The organism is Pseudomonas sp. FG6, assembly GCF_057809015.1.
Genome location: NZ_JBMDJD010000029.1, coordinates 47,672 through 65,010, shown reverse-complemented (window position 1 = coordinate 65,010; position 17,339 = coordinate 47,672). Strand labels below are relative to the sequence as shown.

19 protein-coding genes are annotated in these 17,339 nt (G+C 62.5%); 9 read left to right on the top strand and 10 right to left on the bottom strand.

Annotation, left to right across the window (positions count from 1 at the left end):
• Positions 1 to 15: 15 nt before the first annotated feature.
• The 4 genes from ACODSJ_RS18655 to ACODSJ_RS18640 all read right to left on the bottom strand — a co-directional run bounded on the left by ACODSJ_RS18655 (position 16) and on the right by ACODSJ_RS18640 (position 5,129).
• The gene (locus ACODSJ_RS18655; RefSeq protein ID WP_489103138.1) at positions 16 to 726 is read right to left on the bottom strand and encodes an ABC transporter permease; all 711 of its coding nucleotides are present in this window, start codon (positions 724 to 726) and stop codon (positions 16 to 18) included.
• Complete coding sequence (locus tag ACODSJ_RS18650; protein WP_489103137.1) at positions 723 to 1,451, bottom strand: ABC transporter permease; 729 nt, start codon at positions 1,449 to 1,451, stop codon at positions 723 to 725. The genes ACODSJ_RS18655 and ACODSJ_RS18650 overlap by 4 nt, the downstream gene beginning before the upstream one ends.
• Positions 1,452 to 1,508: 57 nt before the next feature.
• On the bottom strand, positions 1,509 to 2,291 hold the full coding sequence (locus ACODSJ_RS18645) for a transporter substrate-binding domain-containing protein (RefSeq protein ID WP_489103136.1): 783 nt from the start codon (positions 2,289 to 2,291) through the stop codon (positions 1,509 to 1,511).
• Positions 2,292 to 2,678: 387 nt separating this feature from the next.
• Positions 2,679 to 5,129, bottom strand: a complete 2,451-nt coding sequence (locus ACODSJ_RS18640) for a penicillin acylase family protein (protein ID WP_489103135.1) — start codon at positions 5,127 to 5,129, stop codon at positions 2,679 to 2,681.
• Positions 5,130 to 5,330: 201 nt separating this feature from the next.
• On the opposite strand from ACODSJ_RS18640, the gene ACODSJ_RS18635 reads away from it, so the two are divergent.
• The gene (locus tag ACODSJ_RS18635) at positions 5,331 to 5,888 is read left to right on the top strand and encodes a cysteine hydrolase family protein (RefSeq protein ID WP_489103148.1); all 558 of its coding nucleotides are present in this window, start codon (positions 5,331 to 5,333) and stop codon (positions 5,886 to 5,888) included.
• 67 nt (positions 5,889 to 5,955) lie between these two features.
• Here the strand turns inward: ACODSJ_RS18635 and ACODSJ_RS18630 are convergent, their stop codons facing one another.
• From ACODSJ_RS18630 to ACODSJ_RS18615, 4 genes are all read right to left on the bottom strand, one after another.
• A complete protein-coding gene (locus ACODSJ_RS18630; protein ID WP_489103134.1) occupies positions 5,956 to 6,165 on the bottom strand; it encodes an SEC-C metal-binding domain-containing protein in 210 nt (69 codons plus the stop codon).
• Positions 6,166 to 6,170: 5 nt separating this feature from the next.
• Positions 6,171 to 6,656: an LEA/WHy family protein gene (locus ACODSJ_RS18625; protein WP_489103133.1), complete on the bottom strand. Its 486-nt coding sequence runs from the start codon at positions 6,654 to 6,656 to the stop codon at positions 6,171 to 6,173.
• 70 nt (positions 6,657 to 6,726) lie between these two features.
• A complete protein-coding gene (locus ACODSJ_RS18620; protein WP_489103147.1) occupies positions 6,727 to 7,203 on the bottom strand; it encodes a YchJ family protein in 477 nt (158 codons plus the stop codon).
• A gap of 14 nt (positions 7,204 to 7,217) precedes the next feature.
• On the bottom strand, positions 7,218 to 7,715 hold the full coding sequence (locus ACODSJ_RS18615) for a DUF6231 family protein (protein WP_489103132.1): 498 nt from the start codon (positions 7,713 to 7,715) through the stop codon (positions 7,218 to 7,220).
• 193 nt (positions 7,716 to 7,908) lie between these two features.
• Between ACODSJ_RS18615 and ACODSJ_RS18610 the strand changes: the two genes are divergently transcribed.
• The 3 genes from ACODSJ_RS18610 (at position 7,909) to ACODSJ_RS18600 (ending at position 9,952) form a co-directional block, all read left to right on the top strand.
• Entirely contained in the window at positions 7,909 to 8,604 is a 696-nt protein-coding gene (locus ACODSJ_RS18610) for a PA1041 family peptidoglycan-binding anchor lipoprotein (RefSeq protein WP_489103131.1), read from the top strand.
• Between the two features lie 324 nt (positions 8,605 to 8,928).
• On the top strand, positions 8,929 to 9,201 hold the full coding sequence (locus tag ACODSJ_RS18605; RefSeq protein ID WP_489103130.1) for a DUF1145 domain-containing protein: 273 nt from the start codon (positions 8,929 to 8,931) through the stop codon (positions 9,199 to 9,201).
• On the top strand, positions 9,194 to 9,952 hold the full coding sequence (locus ACODSJ_RS18600) for a collagen-like protein (protein WP_489103129.1): 759 nt from the start codon (positions 9,194 to 9,196) through the stop codon (positions 9,950 to 9,952). Before ACODSJ_RS18605 ends, ACODSJ_RS18600 begins: the two co-directional genes overlap by 8 nt.
• Positions 9,953 to 10,027: 75 nt before the next feature.
• Here ACODSJ_RS18600 and ACODSJ_RS18595 read toward each other — a convergent pair whose 3' ends face one another.
• Positions 10,028 to 10,492: a CopD family protein gene (locus ACODSJ_RS18595; protein ID WP_489103128.1), complete on the bottom strand. Its 465-nt coding sequence runs from the start codon at positions 10,490 to 10,492 to the stop codon at positions 10,028 to 10,030.
• Positions 10,493 to 10,591: 99 nt separating this feature from the next.
• Between ACODSJ_RS18595 and dinG the strand changes: the two genes are divergently transcribed.
• The 4 genes from dinG to pdxH all read left to right on the top strand — a co-directional run bounded on the left by dinG (position 10,592) and on the right by pdxH (position 15,937).
• Entirely contained in the window at positions 10,592 to 12,736 is a 2,145-nt protein-coding gene (gene dinG / locus ACODSJ_RS18590; protein WP_489103127.1) for an ATP-dependent DNA helicase DinG, read from the top strand.
• A gap of 238 nt (positions 12,737 to 12,974) precedes the next feature.
• A complete protein-coding gene (locus tag ACODSJ_RS18585; protein WP_489103126.1) occupies positions 12,975 to 14,120 on the top strand; it encodes a serine hydrolase domain-containing protein in 1,146 nt (381 codons plus the stop codon).
• A gap of 117 nt (positions 14,121 to 14,237) precedes the next feature.
• Positions 14,238 to 15,266 carry an OmpA family protein gene (locus ACODSJ_RS18580; protein ID WP_489103125.1) on the top strand — a complete coding sequence of 343 codons (1,029 nt, stop codon included), beginning with the start codon at positions 14,238 to 14,240 and terminating at the stop codon, positions 15,264 to 15,266.
• A gap of 23 nt (positions 15,267 to 15,289) precedes the next feature.
• Complete coding sequence (gene pdxH, locus ACODSJ_RS18575; protein WP_489103124.1) at positions 15,290 to 15,937, top strand: pyridoxamine 5'-phosphate oxidase; 648 nt, start codon at positions 15,290 to 15,292, stop codon at positions 15,935 to 15,937.
• On the opposite strand, the gene ACODSJ_RS18570 is transcribed toward pdxH, so the two are convergent.
• Entirely contained in the window at positions 15,885 to 16,169 is a 285-nt protein-coding gene (locus ACODSJ_RS18570; RefSeq protein ID WP_489103123.1) for a hypothetical protein, read from the bottom strand. The genes pdxH and ACODSJ_RS18570 overlap by 53 nt on opposite strands.
• Positions 16,170 to 16,339: 170 nt before the next feature.
• On the opposite strand from ACODSJ_RS18570, the gene ACODSJ_RS18565 reads away from it, so the two are divergent.
• Positions 16,340 to 16,804 (top strand): outer membrane lipoprotein, encoded by a 465-nt coding sequence (locus ACODSJ_RS18565; RefSeq protein ID WP_186615330.1) that lies wholly within the window; start codon positions 16,340 to 16,342, stop codon positions 16,802 to 16,804.
• Positions 16,805 to 17,339 lie beyond the last annotated feature (535 nt).

Sequence of the window (17,339 nt, the reverse complement as noted above, 5' to 3'; positions counted from 1 at the left end):
CCTGGAGCGAAAGCCTTAATGGGTTGGCCCGAGAAACGCCAGCCAGCGGCGTTCGGCGAGGCGGAAGAGGCCCACCAGTGCAAAGGTGACGGTCAGGTAGATCAGCGCGGCGATCCCGAACGACTGGAATGTCAGGAACGTTGCCGAGTTGGCATCCCGGGCGACCTTCAGCACGTCTGGAACGGTAGCGGTGAATGCCACGGTCGTCGAGTGCAGCATCAGGATCACTTCGTTGCTGTAGTACGGCAGCGAGCGGCGCAGCGCCGAAGGCATGATCACGTAGGCGTACAGCTTCCAGCCGGTCAGGCCGTAGGCCTTGGCCGCTTCGACCTCGCCATGGTTCATGCTGCGGATCGCTCCGGCGAAGATCTCCGTGGTGTAGGCGCAGGTGTTCAAGGCAAAGGCCAGGATCGTGCAGTTCATCGCATCGCGAAAGAAACTGTCGAGCAAGGGCTGCGCACGCACCGCGGCGATGCTGTAGATGCCGGTGTAGCAGATCAGCAACTGGATGTAGAGCGGCGTACCGCGGAACAGGTAGGTGTAGAACTGCACCGGCCAGCGTACGTAGGCCTTGGGCGAAACCCGGGCGATGGACAGTGGGATCGACACCACGAAGCCGATCAGCAGCGCGGCGCTGAGCAACCATAGGGTCATGGCCAGGCCGGTGACGTTGACGCCGTCGCTGTAGAGGAACGGGCGCCAGTATTCCTGTAGAAGTTCGATCATCGCACCGCCTCCCGGGCTCCGGCGGCGTAGCGGCGTTCAAGCCAGCGCAGGATGACATTGGACGCACTGGTGATCAGCAGGTAGATGAACGCTGCCAGCACCAGGAAATAGAACAGCTGGTAGGTGCTCTTGCCCGCGTCCTGGGCGGCCTTGACCAGGTCGGCGAGGCCGATGATCGACACCAGGGCGGTGGCCTTGAGCATGACCATCCAGTTGTTGCCGATACCCGGCAGGGCAAAACGCATCATTTGCGGAAACACCACGAAACGGAAGCGCTGGCCACGCTTGAGGCCATACGCCGTGGCGGCTTCGACCTGACCCCGGGGAACCGCGAGGATCGCACCGCGAAAGGTTTCAGTGAAATACGCGCCATAAATGAAGCCCAGGGTGATCACCCCGGCACCGAACGGGTCGATCTCGATGTATTCCCATTCCATGAAGTCGGTCAACGAGGTCAGCCAGGTTTGCAGGCTGTAGAAAATCAGCAACATCAGCACCAGGTCCGGTACGCCGCGAATCAGCGTGGTGTACAGCTGAGCGGGAATGCGCAGGAGCTTGACGCTGGACAGCTTGGCACTGGCGCCCAACAGGCCCAGCAGCACGCTCAACAGCAGGGACAGCGCCGACAATTTGATGGTCATCCAGGTGCCCTGCATCAGCAATGGGCCGAAGCCCTTGAGGCTGAAGGCCGAGAGCCCCAGATTTTGTAGGAGTTGTTCGAACATGAAAGAAGCCTTTGGCAGGAAAAAAGCGCCCACCCGCGACCGGATGGGCGCAGCGCATTATTTGCCGCTGTACAGATTCAGATCGCCAAAGTGTTTCTTCTGGATGGTGGCGTAGGTGCCATCATCGTGTAACGCTTTGATACCTTTATCCAAAAGCGCCTTCAGGTCGTTGTTACCTTTCTTGATACCGATGGCAGTCTTGGCCGGCAGCAGTTCGTTGTCCACTGGCTTGCTGACTTCATAATCCGCGCCTTGTGGCGACTTCAGGAAGCCCAGCTCGGCTTGCAGCATGTCCTGGATAGCCGCGTCGAGGCGACCGGAGGTCAGGTCGGCGTAGACCTGGTCCTGGTTGGCGTAGGCCTGGGTCTTGACCCCAGCCTTGTCCAGCACGGCCTTGGCGTAGGCTTCCTGGATCGTGCCTTGCTCGTAGCCGACGGTCTTGCCTTTGAGCGAGGCCTTGTCTTCGCTCAGGCCCGAGCCCTTCTTGAACACGTAGGCGGTGGGGCCGGAGAACAGCTCGCTGGAGAAGTCGATGACTTTCTCACGGGCCGGGGTGACGGTCATGGAGGAGATCACACCGTCGAACTTGTTGGCTTTGAGGCCTGGAATCATGCCGTCGAAATCGCTTTCGACCCATTTGCATTTGACCTTCAGTTCGGCGCAGATCGCATTGCCCAGGTCAATGTCGAAACCGACCAGGCTGCCGTCGGCGGCCTTGGACTCAAACGGGGCGTAGGAAGGGTCGACACCAAAACGCAGTTCCTTGTATTCCTTGGCCGTGGCGACGCCGGCGGCCATGCACAACGCCAGTGCAGAAAGGGTCAGCAGTGCTTTTTTCATTATTGAGTCCCTAGAACCTATATGGGCGCTTGTGGCGCGTAAGTTGTTACCGGTAAAGGTCAGAACAGGTATGACGACATAAAGGTAGCAATTTCCGAACCAGAGTGCCGAACAAGTGTTTTAAAAGCTTGCACGGCAGGCGGCGGAGTGCGCGGGTGCGCGGTGATGAGCGTACATCAAAAAATGCACCAGGATGGAGCGGGCTTTGAATTGGGCTGCGTTCTTAATGTGGCGAGGGGGCTTGCTCCCGCTGGGACGGTCCGACGCTCGGGCGAAGCGGCCCCTTGGATCTGGATGACATGATGCAAAGGGAGGATGCGCCTCCAGCGGGAGCAAGCTCCCTCGCCACAAGAGTCATGTTTCCAGTCCAAACAGAACAGCCAGGAGTTATTTTCCCGGCACCAACGTCAACCGGGTCTTGCCATAGGCCCGATCGAAGTTCTGCGGCTGCAAGGGCAGGCTCTGGTATTGCCCCTTGAGCCACGGATCGATGCCGTTGACGTAGTTCGGGCTGGCCGGGTTGCCGGACTGGCCGGCACCGCCCTGGATCATCAACGGTTCGGGCTGGCCGAAGTCAACGATAAGGCGCATCGCCGGCGCCAGGGTGGTGTTGAAATCCTGGCCCCAGGCATAGGTCGACGCGTTGAGCGTGGTGGCGTCGCCGCCGGCCGCCATCGGGCCGCGTACGACCTGGCCGCTAGCGTTCTTCCAGGCGAGTTGATGCAGCTTGCCCCACTGCCACGCCTTGTGGTCACCGCCCAATTGGCTATCGCCGGCGCTGATGGTCGCGGCCAAGCTGCGGGCGAGGATGACAGCCTTGTCTTCCTTTTGCGGCGTGCGCACGTCGTCCCAGAACGGGCTGTCTTCGCGCCCCAGCAGATGATCGGCCTGGGCCGAGTAGGACAGTTGGCCATTGGCAAGCAGCGCCTTCCAGGCCGGACTGCTGTCCGGTCCCAGTTCGTCGAGGAAGATCTGCTTCATGCTTTCTTGCAGGAACAGCCCGTAGATCGCCGCGTCGGCTGAGGTCGGGCTCAACCGGCCATCGAATGCCATCAGGCGGGTATAGGCTTCGCGGGCCTTGGCCCGGTCTGCCGCCGGCAGTGCGTCGATGGCTTGCTTGAGCGGCTGGGCCATGCCCGGCGCTTCGAAGACTTTCTTGAGCTTGGCGGCGAAGGTCGTGGTCTGGTCATATTGCATGGCGGTCAGGCTGCGGGTGTCGTGCTTGCCCGCGCCGGCCAATTCCGCCAGGCGCTCGCCGCGCTCCGGCGAAGCCCAGGAGTTGGACAGCTGCATGCCGTAGCCGTGGGGAATGACCCGCTGGTTGGCGGTGCCGAGCCAGCCCTGGGCCGGATCCTGGTCGTACGGGTGCAGCATGGGGTCGGCATAACCGTCCCAATCGTAGCGACCTTCCCAACCCGGCGACGGCAACAGGCCTTCGCCTTCACGACGGTTCGGGTAGCGCCCGGTGACTTGCCAGCCGATGTGGTTGGCGTCGGCGAACAGCATGTTCACCGCCAGGGCCCGGATTTCGCGGCTGGCATCGGAGGCTTTCTCGACGTTCTGCGCCCGGGACAGGTCAAAGAACGCATCCAGGGTCTTGTCCTCGGAAAAGCTTGGCAACTGCAAGGCCAGGCCAAGGCCGCCGGCCGCCGCCACACCTTGGGCACTGTTGAGCAACGGGCCATGGCGGGTCTCGAACACCGCCTCACGAATCGGCCGTTGGCCTTTGACGAAGTAGGTTTCGTTGCGCACGGTCGCGGGCTGCCACTTGCCATTGACCTCGTAGGACAGGCTATTGCCCTGGCGTCGGATTTTTTCCAGGAACAGGTCCTGGTTGTCGCCCAGGACACTGGTCATGCTCCAGGCCACCTTGCCGTTGAAGCCCTGCAGGATCATGGGAATGCCCGCCACCGAAACCCCGGCGGCCTGATAACGGGGCGCCCGGATCTGCACCGGGCTCCACAGCGACGGCACACCCAGCGGTCCATGGCTGTCGCCGGCCAGCAGGCTCTTGCCACTGCGGCTGTGTTGCGGCGCGATGGCCCAGTTGCTCGAAGAGGCGTTGTTCAACAGGTTCAGCCCGGCCAACTGGTCAGAGGCCTTGCGCAGTTCGTTCAGGCCCGGGACCTGGCCGTTGAGCGCGATGCCCTGGAGTTTGTCGGCCTCGGCCACCGGCAACTGCTCGTCTGGATAGGACGGGCTCAGCCAGGCCAATTTGTCGTGGGGGACGGTCTGGGCCAGCACCAGGCTGGCGATTTCTTCTGGCAGGTTGGCCGATTGGCTGAAATTCAGCAGGCAGAACATCAGCGCCGAATCTTCCGGCTTCCAGTACTCAGGCTTGTAGCCGCTGGCGGCCAGGTCGGCCGGCAACTTGTCGCGGTAGCGGAACAGGTAGGCGTTGACGCCGCGTGCGTAGACTTCGAAGAAGCGCTTGAGTCGTGGCGAGGAGGCCTTGTACAGCTCGTCCGCGTTCTTCTTCAGGTTGATCGCGCGCATGTAGCGGTCGACGTCCAGTCGCTCGGCGCCGGACATTTCCGCCAATCGGCCTTGGGCCAGCAGGCGCAGGGTCACCATCTGGCTGATGCGGTCGCTGGCGTGGACGTAGCCGAGAGTGAAGAGCGCATCATGGAAGCTGCTGCTTTCGATCAACGGCATGCCCATGGCATTGCGCCGGACCGTGACATTCTGCGCCAACCCTTTGAGCGGCTGCACGCCGGAAGTGGGCAGGACAGTGTCCTGGGCGTTCCAGGACTGGCAACCGCTCAAACCGAGCACACTGGCCACTGCGGCGGCGACGCCGAGCCGGGGAAAAGAAGAAATAGAGGCTGGCGAGGCCATGGCAAAGCTCCTGCGGGAGGGGGTGGCAGCGATAAAGGCGCTACGTTAGTGAGCGGGAGGGGGCCGCGCAAGCGGGAGCGGGGGTTATTTGTTGATTTGGCGATGAAACCCGGGGGGCATTGCTTTTGCTCCAAGGCTTGCCTGTAGGAAGTGGTGATGCTCAAGTACGCACATTCCACGGTCGAACAAGGGAAGACTGACATGGAGCTACAGGACAACGCCGCGCTGATCCTGATCGACCAGCAAAAAGGCATTCTTGAGCCGCGGCTCGGGCCGCGTAACAACCCCGAGGCGGAGTTGCGCATGCTGGAACTGCTGGCTTTTTGGCGGTTCACGGCGCGACCGGTGATCCATGTCCACCACTTGTCCCGCTCGCCGGGCTCGGTGTTCTGGCCTGGGCAGTCGGGTGTGGAGGTCCAGCCACGCTTCGAACCGTTGGCCGGCGAGTGGCGGGTGCCAAAGCAGGTGCCGGATGCGTTCTGCGGTACGCCTCTGGAGCAGGACCTGGGCAAGGCAGGCATCAGGCAACTGGTGATCGTGGGCGTGGCGACGAACAATTCGGTGGAATCCACGGCACGCACGGCCGGGAACCTGGGCTTCGACACCTGGGTAGCCGAGGATGCCTGCTTCACGTTCGACAAGAGCGATTACTTCGGCCATGCCCGCACGGCCGCCGAGGTGCATGCCATGTCGCTTGGGAACTTGCACGGCGAGTATGCGACGGTGGTCAGTTCGGCGCAGATTATTGAGGCCGGCTGATGGTTGGGTATTGAAAGTGCCGGCCTCATCGCGAGCAGGCTCGCGATGAGGATCTAACAGGCGAAGATCAAGCCCCGTGGCACTTCTTGAATTTCTTGCCGTTGCCGCATGGGCAAGGATCGTTGCGGCCGACATCCTTCAGCGCGTTGCGCACCGGCTCTTGATGAGCGTGGCCGCAGTTGGGGCCGTGGACGTGGCCGTGGTCATGATCGTGATGATGGCCATGGTCATGATCGTGGTTGCAATCAGGGCCGTGGACGTGAGGTTGCTGGGTCATCGGGGTTACTCCGCAATAAAATCGGCGGCGATTATCACGCCATTGCGCGCAAGGTGCACGTAGTGAGCGATGAATAATCCGGTTTCGAGCTCCCCTTCCAGACGATAGGGAATCTCCTGCCGGGGTTTTTCGAGCAGTTTCACCAATCCGCGCACCTGCGGCCACAGGTTGGTGCGGATCGGCACCTTGAAATAGGCGCTTTGCCTGGGGCTCACCGTGAACCAATGCTCGTGCTCGCCTTCGGTCAACAACAGGTCGCCCAAGTGGATGCGATAAGCCAGGCTGCGCACGGTCAGGTCGTTGTCGCCGAGGTTGTCGACGCGAAAGTGCAACGTGAACTTCTGCTCCAGCAGTCGGGCCCGCACCACCTCGACCTTGACCAGGTGCACCTGCGGTTCCGGCGCCTCGTCACCCCACCAGGACGCGCAGCCCCCGAGCTCGACGAAAAGCAGCAGGCAGATAGTGCGTAGCCAGCGTGATGAGTGGGTCATGTCCGCGCCTCTGGTTTACTCCCAGTCTAGCCTTACGGACTAAAGGACGAACGTCGGACGTTTCCGAAAATCAACGATTGAAGTAGCTCGCGCAGCACTTCTTGAATTTATGGCCGCTGCCGCACGGGCAGCTGTCGTTGCGACCGGCCTTGATCGCAACGGTTGGATCGATGAAGTACCAACGCCCGCCGTTCTGCACGAACGAGGACTGTTCGCGGTGACTGTGTTCCCCCTGGCCGTCGTGCCAGCGTGCGGTGAAGGTGACAAAGGCGTGTTCCGGTTGGCCGCCGAACACTTCGCTGCTTTCCACTTCCAGCCCCAGCCAGGTGCTGGTGGTACTCCACTCGCTCATGGACTGACGGTCTAGGTCAGCTTGCTGGGCCGGGAGCGTGGTGCCCACCAGGTAATCCACCAGGCCCAGCACATAGGCGCTATAGCGCGAGCGCATCAGGGCTTCGGCGCAAGGCGCCGGGTGACCGTCGTGGTAATGGCCGCAGCAGGCGTCCAATGGGTTGCCACTGCCGCAGGGGCAAATGGTTGTCTGCAGGCTTATGTTCACAGCTACCACCAGTATTTTCCGAAATTTTCCGGGTTGGCCCAGAAACGCGAGTTGAGCCAGTCGGGGACTTGCTTGTATTCAAGCAGATCGTAAGTAAACAGCGTCAGTACCTGTTCCTCGCGCTGGAACCGTTCGCTGGCTTGCAGGGCCAGGGAAAAGAAATCCGTTTCCTGCCAGCCGCAAGCATTGAGGTCGGCCAGAACGACAACGCGGCTGGCGTTGAGATTGCGAATGCCGCCCAGCAGGTTCAGACCGTCGCGCTTGGGCAAGTGTTCCAGGCAGTCGAGGGCCAGGGCCAGGTCGAAACGTCGGGCGGCTACGTCCGCCGGCAGTGGGCCGGGGCCGGCAACGACCACTTCGGTATCGGGATGTGCCTGCTGGAATGCCTCGAGTGCGGGAAAGTCGCTGGCGCCAACCAGCAGCAGCTTCTGCGGGGCATAACGGTCAAGCACGGCCGCCAGGGCTTGTTGGGGCGTGCGAGAAGAAATGGCAACGGTCATCAAAAATCCTCTGTCAGAACTCCCACGATAGCGTGCCCGGGCAGCTTGGCCTAGAGCGGTTTGCGCCTGGAGGTATCGAACGGTCGCAAACGCGGGGAAAACCCCACGATCAGCCCCGACTGGCGCAGATCCTGGCTCGGGTCTTTACTTTCCTGAATCGGCGTCAGGCCGATCCCTCAAGGAGAAGAAATCGATGAGCATAGTTCGGACAGCGTTACCCCTGGTTCTGCTAACCAGCGTGTTGACTGGTTGCGCAGGTTTGCAGAAAACCGACTGGCCGATCTGTGCGGCCACAGGTGGTGTCGTCGGCGCGGGATTGGGCGCCATCGAAAGCAGTTCCTGGATCGGCCCGGGCGCCCTGGTGGCGGGCACTGTAGCGGGAGCCTGGTGCTGGGCTCACGGCGATGGCGACGAAGACGGTGACGGCGTGCCGGACAGCCGCGACAAGTGCCCGGGCACGCCGAAGGGTGTGCAGGTCGATGCCGATGGTTGCCCACCGCCCGCCCCGGCCCCCGTGGTTGAAGAGCCCGTGATGCCCAAGGAAGAAACCCTGGTGATCCGTGACGTGCACTTTGAGTTCAACAAAGCCACGCTGACGGCCGCCGACAAAGACGTCCTGAGCTCGGTTGCCACGCGCCTGAAGCAAGAAAAATCCTCCGCGCAACTGCGGGTCACCGGCCACACCGACAGCGTTGGCAGTGACGCCTACAACCGCAAACTGTCGGAGAAACGGGCCAACTCGGTGGTGCAATACCTGGTCCAAAGCGGCGTACCGCGTGCCAGTTTCGTCTCGGTGTCCGGTGCGGGCGAGAGCCAACCGGTGGCCGATAACAAGACTGCCGAAGGTCGTGCAATGAACCGCCGCACCGAAATCAAGATAAACCGCTGAAGCTTGCCATCCGTGGCTCGCAGAGTTGCGGATGGGTCTTTGCTCCTGTGTGATCGGCATGGGCCGGTGACACAGGGGGCTTGCTCCTGAACATTCCCTTGCTCGTATCGCCAATGCGCTCCTTACCCATCCCGGGAAGGATCCGGCGCTGTCGGGTTGAGCGGCACCTGCAAGCCTGGGCCTTGTGCCAGAGCCATCGGGTCGCGAGAAGGGCGGTCCTGCAGTCGTTGGCCGGCGGCAAATTAAATTTGTTCGTCCCTCTGGCTTATCCTTTATGCAAGCCGTTACTGTGCGCCCAAAGAACAATATTTGATTGGGGGGCGTATGAAGGTGTTTTGGGGGCTGGGGCGCTTGCTGACGCTGCTGTTCTGGCTGGTGGTACTGGTCAACCTCGTCCTGCCGTTCGTCCATCCGCTGCATCTGCTGCTCAACCTGGCCGGGGCGCTGTTGCTGGCGGTCCATGTTCTGGAACTCTTGTGGTTCCGGGCCAGTTTTCGTGGCCGCCCCGCGCCTGGCCGTGATCGCCTCAGAGTGCTGCTGTTCGGCGTCTTCCACCTGCAAACCCTCCCGACCGCACCAGAGGCTTCCCATGCGTAAACTGTGTCTGCTCGCTCTATTCGTGTGCCCATGGGCCTCGGCCCAAGTGGTCCAGGTGGAAAGCCATTCCGTGATGCGCCTGCCCAATACCGCCAGTGTCCTGACCCTGGAGCGGCTGGAAGTGGCCGATTACGGCACGTTGCTGGTGCCTTCCAATGTCACGCAGTTGTCCATCGCACAGCTGCACCTGGGGCGCGAGGCGCGGATCGCCATCGTGCCTGCTCAACAGCCCTTGGCGATGAAAGTGGCCCAGGCCGAACTGGCCGACGGCAGCCAGATCACGGCCCATGGGGCGGCAGGTTCCTACACGAAGGCCGCACGGCCAGGACGCAATCTCGAACTGCGTTTCGAGGCCTTGAATGCGCCGGTGCTGTCGGTGGATGCTCGCGGTGGCGCTGGAGCGCCGGGCTATGTGGGCCTGGATGGCGCCAACGGCCAGGCGCCAGGGTGCACCTGGGGCTCGGCGGGGCGCGGTGCCGATGGCAGCAACGGCAGCGATGGACAGCCGGGCGCGAGCGGCGCCCTGGTGCGCCTCGAACTGCCCCGCGCCTACCCGGCCGAACAGATCAAGGTGACGGTAGACGGCGGCGCCGGTGGCGCGGCGGGGCACGGTGGCAAGCCGGGCGCGGGAGGCAAGGCCAAGGGGTGCATCGTCTACACCGCTGATGGTGGCAAAAGCGGCCGTCCGGGTGCCAATGGCCTGCCAGGGCCTGCCGGAGCGGCGGGCGCAGTGACGGTGCAGCGGTTCTAAGACCCGCGCGAATCTACCCTGTGGGAGCGAGCAGGCTCGCTCCCACAGGAGGCATACCATTGCTGAATAATCGCTTCAGAACATCGGCCGCGCTGCGCCAAGCGCCACCACCAGCAAGCCGATCAGCAAATTGATCCCCACCAATTGGCGGATCTTGCCCAATACCGCCGCTCCCGCCGGCCAATCCTGGGCCGTTACCGCGTTGCGCAATGCCGGCAGTTGCAAGCCCTGGATGCGGATAAACAGCGCCGTCATCACCACGTACAACCCCATCATTATCTGCACATAACGCGGCGCGGTTTCGAAACCGCTGAAGCGCAGGTGGATCAAGCCGGTGCCGCTGATCGGCAAAATCACCACCGCGACCCAGACCCAGACAAAAAAACGTTGAAACACTTCAATCCACAACTTGAGCCTGGCCGGCCCCTCAAGTGCCGTGATTGCGGCGGGGCGCAGGACCATCCAGGCGAAAAACATGCCGCCGACCCAGACCAGGGTCGCCAGCAAATGCAGGGTGTAGACGAGGGCAAAGGGTGTCATTGCGTTACTCCGTTCTGCGCAGGATGCATTAGCGGGGTATGATAGCCGCCGATCCGAACCACTGAAAATTTATCCAGCGTTTTCTTGCGCCCGACATTCATGATCAGCACTGAACTCAAAACCACGATCCAGGGCGCCTACTCGCGTTTTCTCGAAGCCAAGAGCCTCAAGCCGCGATACGGCCAGCGCCTGATGATCGCCGAAGTGGCCAAGGTCCTGGGGGACATCGACACCGACGACGAAGGCCGGCGCAGCGGCGACCCGGCCATCGTGGCGGTGGAAGCCGGTACCGGTACCGGCAAGACCGTGGCCTACAGCCTGGCGGCGATCCCGACTGCCAAGGCCGCCGGCAAGCGCCTGGTGATCGCCACGGCCACGGTCGCCCTGCAGGAGCAGATCGTCTACAAGGACCTGCCCGACCTGATGCGCAACAGCGGGCTGAATTTCAGTTTTGCGCTGGCCAAGGGCCGTGGGCGCTACATGTGCCTGTCCAAGCTCGACATGCTGTTGCAGGAAGGCCAGGCACAGACGGCCACGGCGCAACTGTTCGAGGAAGAAGGCTTCAAGATCGAAGTCGACGAAGCCAGCCAGAAGCTGTTCACCAGCATGATCGAGAAGCTCGCCGGCAATAAATGGGACGGCGACCGCGACAGCTGGCCCACGACCCTGGAAGACGCCGACTGGGCGCGCCTGACCACCGACCATAGCCAATGCACCAACCGTCACTGCCCGAATTTCGGCCAGTGCGCGTTCTACAAGGCCCGCGAGGGCATGGGCAAGGTCGACGTGATCGTCACCAACCACGACATGGTCCTGGCTGACCTGGCCCTGGGCGGCGGCGCGGTGCTGCCGGATCCCCGCGACACCGTGTATGTGTTCGACGAAGGCCATCACTTGCCGGACAAGGCCATCGGCCATTTCGCCCATTACACCCGGCTGCGTTCCACTGCCGACTGGTTGGAAACCACCGCCAAGAACCTCACCAAGCTGCTGGCCCAGCACCCGCTGCCGGGCGACCTGGGCAAGTTCATCGAGCAGGTGCCGGAGCTGGCGCGCGAGATCAAGACCCACCAGCAGTTCATGTTCACCGCCTGCGAGCAGGTGGCTGACTTCAAGCCCGGCGAAGACGTCGAGGGGCGAGAGCGGCCACGCCATCGTTTTGTCGGCGGGGTGATTCCCGAGCACATGCGCGAAATGGGCATCGAGCTCAAGAAAGGCTTCGCCCGCCTGACGGACCTGTTCACCCGCCTGACCGACCTGCTCAAGGAAGGCATGGACGGCGAGGTCAACATCGGCATTGCCAGCAACCAGGCCGAGGAATGGTACCCGCTGTTCGGCAGCCTGTTGTCCCGCTCGCAAGGCAATTGGGAATTGTGGACGGCGTTCACCACCGAAGACCCGGAAGACAACCCGCCGATGGCGCGCTGGCTGACCCTGGCCGAAAGCGGTTCGCTGTTCGACATCGAGGTCAATGCCAGCCCGATCCTGGCGGCGGACATGCTGCGTCGCAACTTGTGGAACGTCGCCTACGGCGCGCTGGTGACCTCCGCCACGCTGACGGCCCTGGGCACGTTCGACCGTTTCCGCATGCGTGCCGGCCTGCCGAAACACTCCGTGACCGCCGTGGTGCCCAGCCCCTTCCATCACGCCGACGCCGGTGTGCTGCGGGTGCCGGACCTCAAGGCCGACCCACGGGATGCCGCCGCTCACACGGCAGCGATCATTCGTGAGCTGCCGGAGCTGGTGGAGGGTTCGCGAGGCACCCTGGTGCTGTTTTCCTCGCGCAAACAGATGCAGGACGTGTTCGACGGCCTCGACCGCGACTGGCGCAAGCAGGTGTATATCCAGGGCAACCTGTCGAAACAGGAAACCTTGAACAAGCACAAGGCGCGGGTCGACGGCGGGGACTCCAGCGTGTTGTTCGGCCTGGCCAGCTTCGCCGAAGGCGTGGACCTGCCCGGTGCCTACTGCGAGCACGTGGTGATCGCCAAGATCCCGTTCTCGGTTCCCGACGATCCGGTGGAAGCGGCGTTGTCCGAATGGATCGAGGCCCGTGGCGGCAATCCATTCATGGAAATCGCGGTGCCGGACGCTTCGCTCAAGCTGGTCCAGGCCTGCGGCCGGCTGCTGCGTACCGAAGAAGACCGAGGCACCATCACCTTGCTCGATCGCCGACTGGTGACCCAGCGCTATGGCAAGGCGATCCTTAATGCGTTGCCGCCGTTTCGGCGGGAGATTTCCTAGGCTGCTGCGGTTTTGTAGCGAAGCAATGTATTTGTGGGAGCAAGGCTCGCCCGCGATTCGGTCAGCACGGTCTTTCTGAAGGCGCGGTGCCTCCATCGCGGGCAAGCCTTGCTCCCACAGGATCCCCCTGCTACAGGGGGGAGATGTCGAGCCAGCCGTCCTGTGGCAGTTCCCAAAAACCTTATTGGCTGGAACAATGCGGCCAATGCAAAAAGTCTTCGGTGGAGAGGAGTTACGGGTGCAGATTCAAGGCCATTATGAGCTTCAGTTCGAGGCTGTGCGTGAAGCCTTCGCAGCGCTGTTCGACGATCCCCAGGAGCGCGGTGCGGCGTTGTGCATCCAGGTGGGAGGCCGGACGGTGATCGACCTGTGGGCCGGCACCGCCGACAAGGATGGCCATGAGGCCTGGCACAGCGACACCATTGCCAACCTGTTCTCCTGCACCAAGACGTTTACCGCCGTCACGGCCCTGCAACTGGTGGCCGAAGGCAAGTTGCAGCTGGACGCCCCGGTCGCCCGGTATTGGCCGGAATTCGCTGCAGCCGGCAAACAAGCCATCACCTTGCGCCAACTGCTGTGTCATCAAGCCGGGTTGCCGGCGTTGCACGATTTGCTCGCCCCCGAGGCCCTTTACGATTGGCAAGCCATGGTCGACGCCCTGGCCGCCGAAGCCCCTTGGTGGACGCCGGGCGAAGGCCATGGATATGCCGCAATCACCTACGGCTGGCTGGTCGGCGAGCTGTTGCGCAGGGCCGACGGGCGTGGCCCCGGCGAGTCGATCGTGGCCAGGGTTGCCAAGCCATTGGGCCTGGATTTCCACGTCGGCCTGGCCGATGAAGAGTTTTATCGCGTGGCCCACATCGCCCGGGGCAAAGGCAACGTCGGCGACGCCGCGGCCCAGCGCCTGTTGCAGGTAACGATGCGCGAGCCCACGGCGATGACCACGCGGGCCTTCACCAATCCGCCGTCGATCATGACCAGCACCAACAAGCCGCAGTGGCGGCGCATGCAGCAGCCGGCTGCCAACGGCCATGGCAATGCCCGCAGCCTGGCCGGGTTCTACGCCGGGTTGTTGGACGGCAGCTTGCTGGAAGGCGAAATGCTCGACGAACTGACTCGCCAGCACAGCCTGGGCGAGGACAAGACTTTATTGACCCAGACCCGTTTCGGCCTGGGTTGCATGCTCGACCAACCCGATGTGCCGAACGCAACCTATGGCCTGGGCCCGCGGGCATTCGGTCATCCAGGAGCGGGTGGCTCCATCGGTTTTGCCGACCCGGAACACGACGTGGCGTTCGGCTTCGTGACGAACACACTCGGGCCCTACGTGTTGATGGACCCGCGTGCACAGAACCTGGCGAGGGTGCTTGCCACTTGTCTGTAAAACGCCAATGAAGGCGTGAATACAGGAACCTGGCGCCCTTTTCAGTCTCCAAGCGTCTGTTTATGCGACCGAACCTGACCTTTTGTTTTTTCATTTACAACATTTTGTGGATATCCAATGTCATCGAATAAAACCCTCGCCCTGGCACTGTGCTTCGCGATTACCGGTTGCGCACAAACTCCACACAACGATGCCGAGGGCGGTGGTGGCTGGTGGCCGTTCGGCTCCTCCGAAAAAATTGTCGACAACGGGGTGGCGCCCACTGCGCTGAAGCCGGTCGCTGCCGCGCCGCAGGTAAAGGAGCCACTCAAGGCGCCAGCCAAGGAAGAGGGCGCCACGCACTGGTGGTGGCCGTTTGGTGGCAAGGACCAGGAAGTCGTCAAGGCCGCGCCTGCACCGGACCCGAAAGTCACCCAGGCCTGGCTCGATGACTACGAACCGAAGTTGCGCACGGCCATCAAGGGCAGCAAGCTCGAACTGTCGCGCCGTGATAATGCGCTGGTGGTCACCGCGCCGGTGGACAGCTCCTTCAACCCCGACCGTCCGGCCATGCTGCTGCCCGTGACCCTCGGGCCGTTTACCCAAGTGGCGAAAGTACTTGAAGCCGATCCGAAAACCGCCGTGTTGATCCTCGGCCACGGCGACACCGCCGGTGCAGCACCGGCCAACCTCAAGCTCAGCCAAGAGCGTGCCCAAGCCGTCGCGGCCATCTTCCGTCTCAGCGGGTTGCAACGCGATCGCCTGATGTTGAAGGGTATGGGGGCGGTGGAACCGCGTGCGGCCAATGACAGCGTCGAGGGCCGGGCCTTGAACCGTCGCGTGGAGTTGCTGGTCACCCCGGCAAACACCCTGGTTGCGCTGCTGAGCAAGTACAACATGCCGGCACCTGCCCCGGTGACGATGGTCGCCGCCCAGGACGTCAAGCCAGTGGCTCCGGCCCCGGCAGTAGCCACGAAGAAAGCCGCGACCCCAACGACCAAAAAGGCCCCGGCCAAGGCGCCGGCGAAGAAAGCCACCGCCAAGACGCCGGCCAAGACGCCTGCCAGGAAAGCCCCGGCCAAGACCACCACTGCGGCGAAGGCTCAACCGGCCAAAGCCGCTACCGATACCAAGAAAGTCGCGGCCGCCGATACCACCAAGCAGTGATTGGCTAACACAAGGAGTGCGTCATGACCCAAACGCTGGCTGATATGCGCCGCGACTACACCCGCGACGGCCTGAGCGAGGCGCAAGCCCCAGCCGAGCCGTTTGCATTGTTCCACCAGTGGTTTGCCGACGCGGTGAAGACCGAGCAGGCCCCGGTGGAGGCCAACGCCATGACCTTGGCGACCGTGGATGAAGAAGGGCGTCCGCACTGCCGGATCTTGCTGCTCAAGGGCCTGGATGCCCAGGGCTTCACCTTCTTCACCAACTACGACAGCGCCAAGGGCCAGCACCTGGCTGCAAATCCGTTCGCGGCCATGACGTTTTTCTGGCCGACCCTGGAACGCCAGGTACGCATCGAGGGCAAGGTGGTGAAGGTGACCGCGCAGGAGTCGGACGCCTATTATCAGGTCCGGCCACTGGGCAGCCGTCTCGGCGCCTGGGCATCACCCCAGAGCCAGGTCATTGCCGGTCGCGGTGAGCTGGAAGACCTGCTCAAGGCCACTGAGCAGCGGTTCAGCGACAGCCAACCCCATTGTCCGGAGCATTGGGGCGGTTATCGCCTGCTGCCCGAGCGTATCGAGTTCTGGCAGGGCCGCCCGAGCCGCCTGCACGATCGCCTCAACTACCGCCTGCAACGGGCGAACTGGACTCGCGAGCGTCTGGCGCCGTAGCATTGCAATAACCTGCCGCAGCGGTTTGCAGCCATTGCGGCAGGTCCCGGCGCTTGACGCCTTGCTCACGGGCGCGGGCCAATTGTTGCAGCATGTAGGCTTTTTTCTGCTCATCCTGACCCGCCAGCGACAGCGCCAAGTCACGGTCCACCCAGCGCTTGATGCGCCTGTACAGCCACCAGTGGAAGTACAAACCGGCCACGGTGGTCGCGATTATGATGAAATAATCCATGAAAAACCCCTGGGTCGATGGTGCAGGTTCTGAAATTGGCGCTACTGTTTGGTGAATTTTTTCGGGTGTGCCTGTATCCCACCTGAATGAGAGCACTTTTATCCCGGCGAGGCCGTGACAGGCGTCAAGCTGCGGAGTTTAATGGATCCCTGTCTTTTGGAGCTGATTCTATGCGTAAGTCTGTATTGCTGGTTGCTTCCTTTTCCACGATGGCGATGTTGCTCACTGGCTGTCAGTCGAGCCTGACCGGTGACTCTTATTCCCGTGACGAAGCACGTCGCGTGCAGACGATTCGCATGGGGACCATCGAATCCCTGCGCCCGGTCAAGATCGAAGGTACCAAGACCCCGATTGGCGGTGCGGCCGGTGCAGTGGTCGGTGGTGTTGGCGGCAGCGCCATCGGTGGCGGCCGTGGCAGCATCGTCGCCGCGGTGATCGGCGCCGTAGCGGGTGGCTTGCTCGGTTCCGCGACCGAGGAAGGCCTGACCCGTACCCAGGGCGTTGAGATCACTGTTCGTGAAGACGACGGTAGCATGCGTGCCTATGTGCAGCAGGTGCAGGAAAACGAAGTGTTCAGGGTGGGTGAGCGGGTGCGCATCTCCACTGTGGGTGGCACGAGTCGCGTTTCGCACTAAGCGGGCGGAGGTACGAGAAACGGCGCTTTCCTGGAAGGGGAGGCGCCGTTTTTTTTTGCTCGTTTTTTTGGGGGGGGTGTATATCCGTTGTTGCGGTAGCGGCTGCTGGCGGTTCCGCCCTTACGGCGGGTTACTTTTGGCAAACGCCCCAAAAGTAACCAAAAGGTCTGCGCCCCACCACTCGGCACCTCGCCTAGGGCGAGGTGTTCCCTCACTCCGGCATTGCTCCGTGGGCCCGCCGCGAAGGGCCATCCATGGCCCAGCGCGGCTATCCCGGCCTCCATGCCGGGATGCCCACTGCGCAATGCCTGCGTTCGGCCAGCGTGGTTGATGGGGCGTTGGGATCAAAAGCCAAAGCCAAAGCCAAAGCCAAAGCCCAGACTTTCCCCCGTGGCGAGGGAGCTTGCTCCCGCTCGGCTGCGCAGCAGGCGCAAAAACAGTCAATGCGGTGTGTCTGAAGCAATGCAGGGCCTGCTTTGCAGGCCAGCGGGAGCAAGCTCCCTCGCCACAGGGTTAAGCCAGGATCACCATCTGA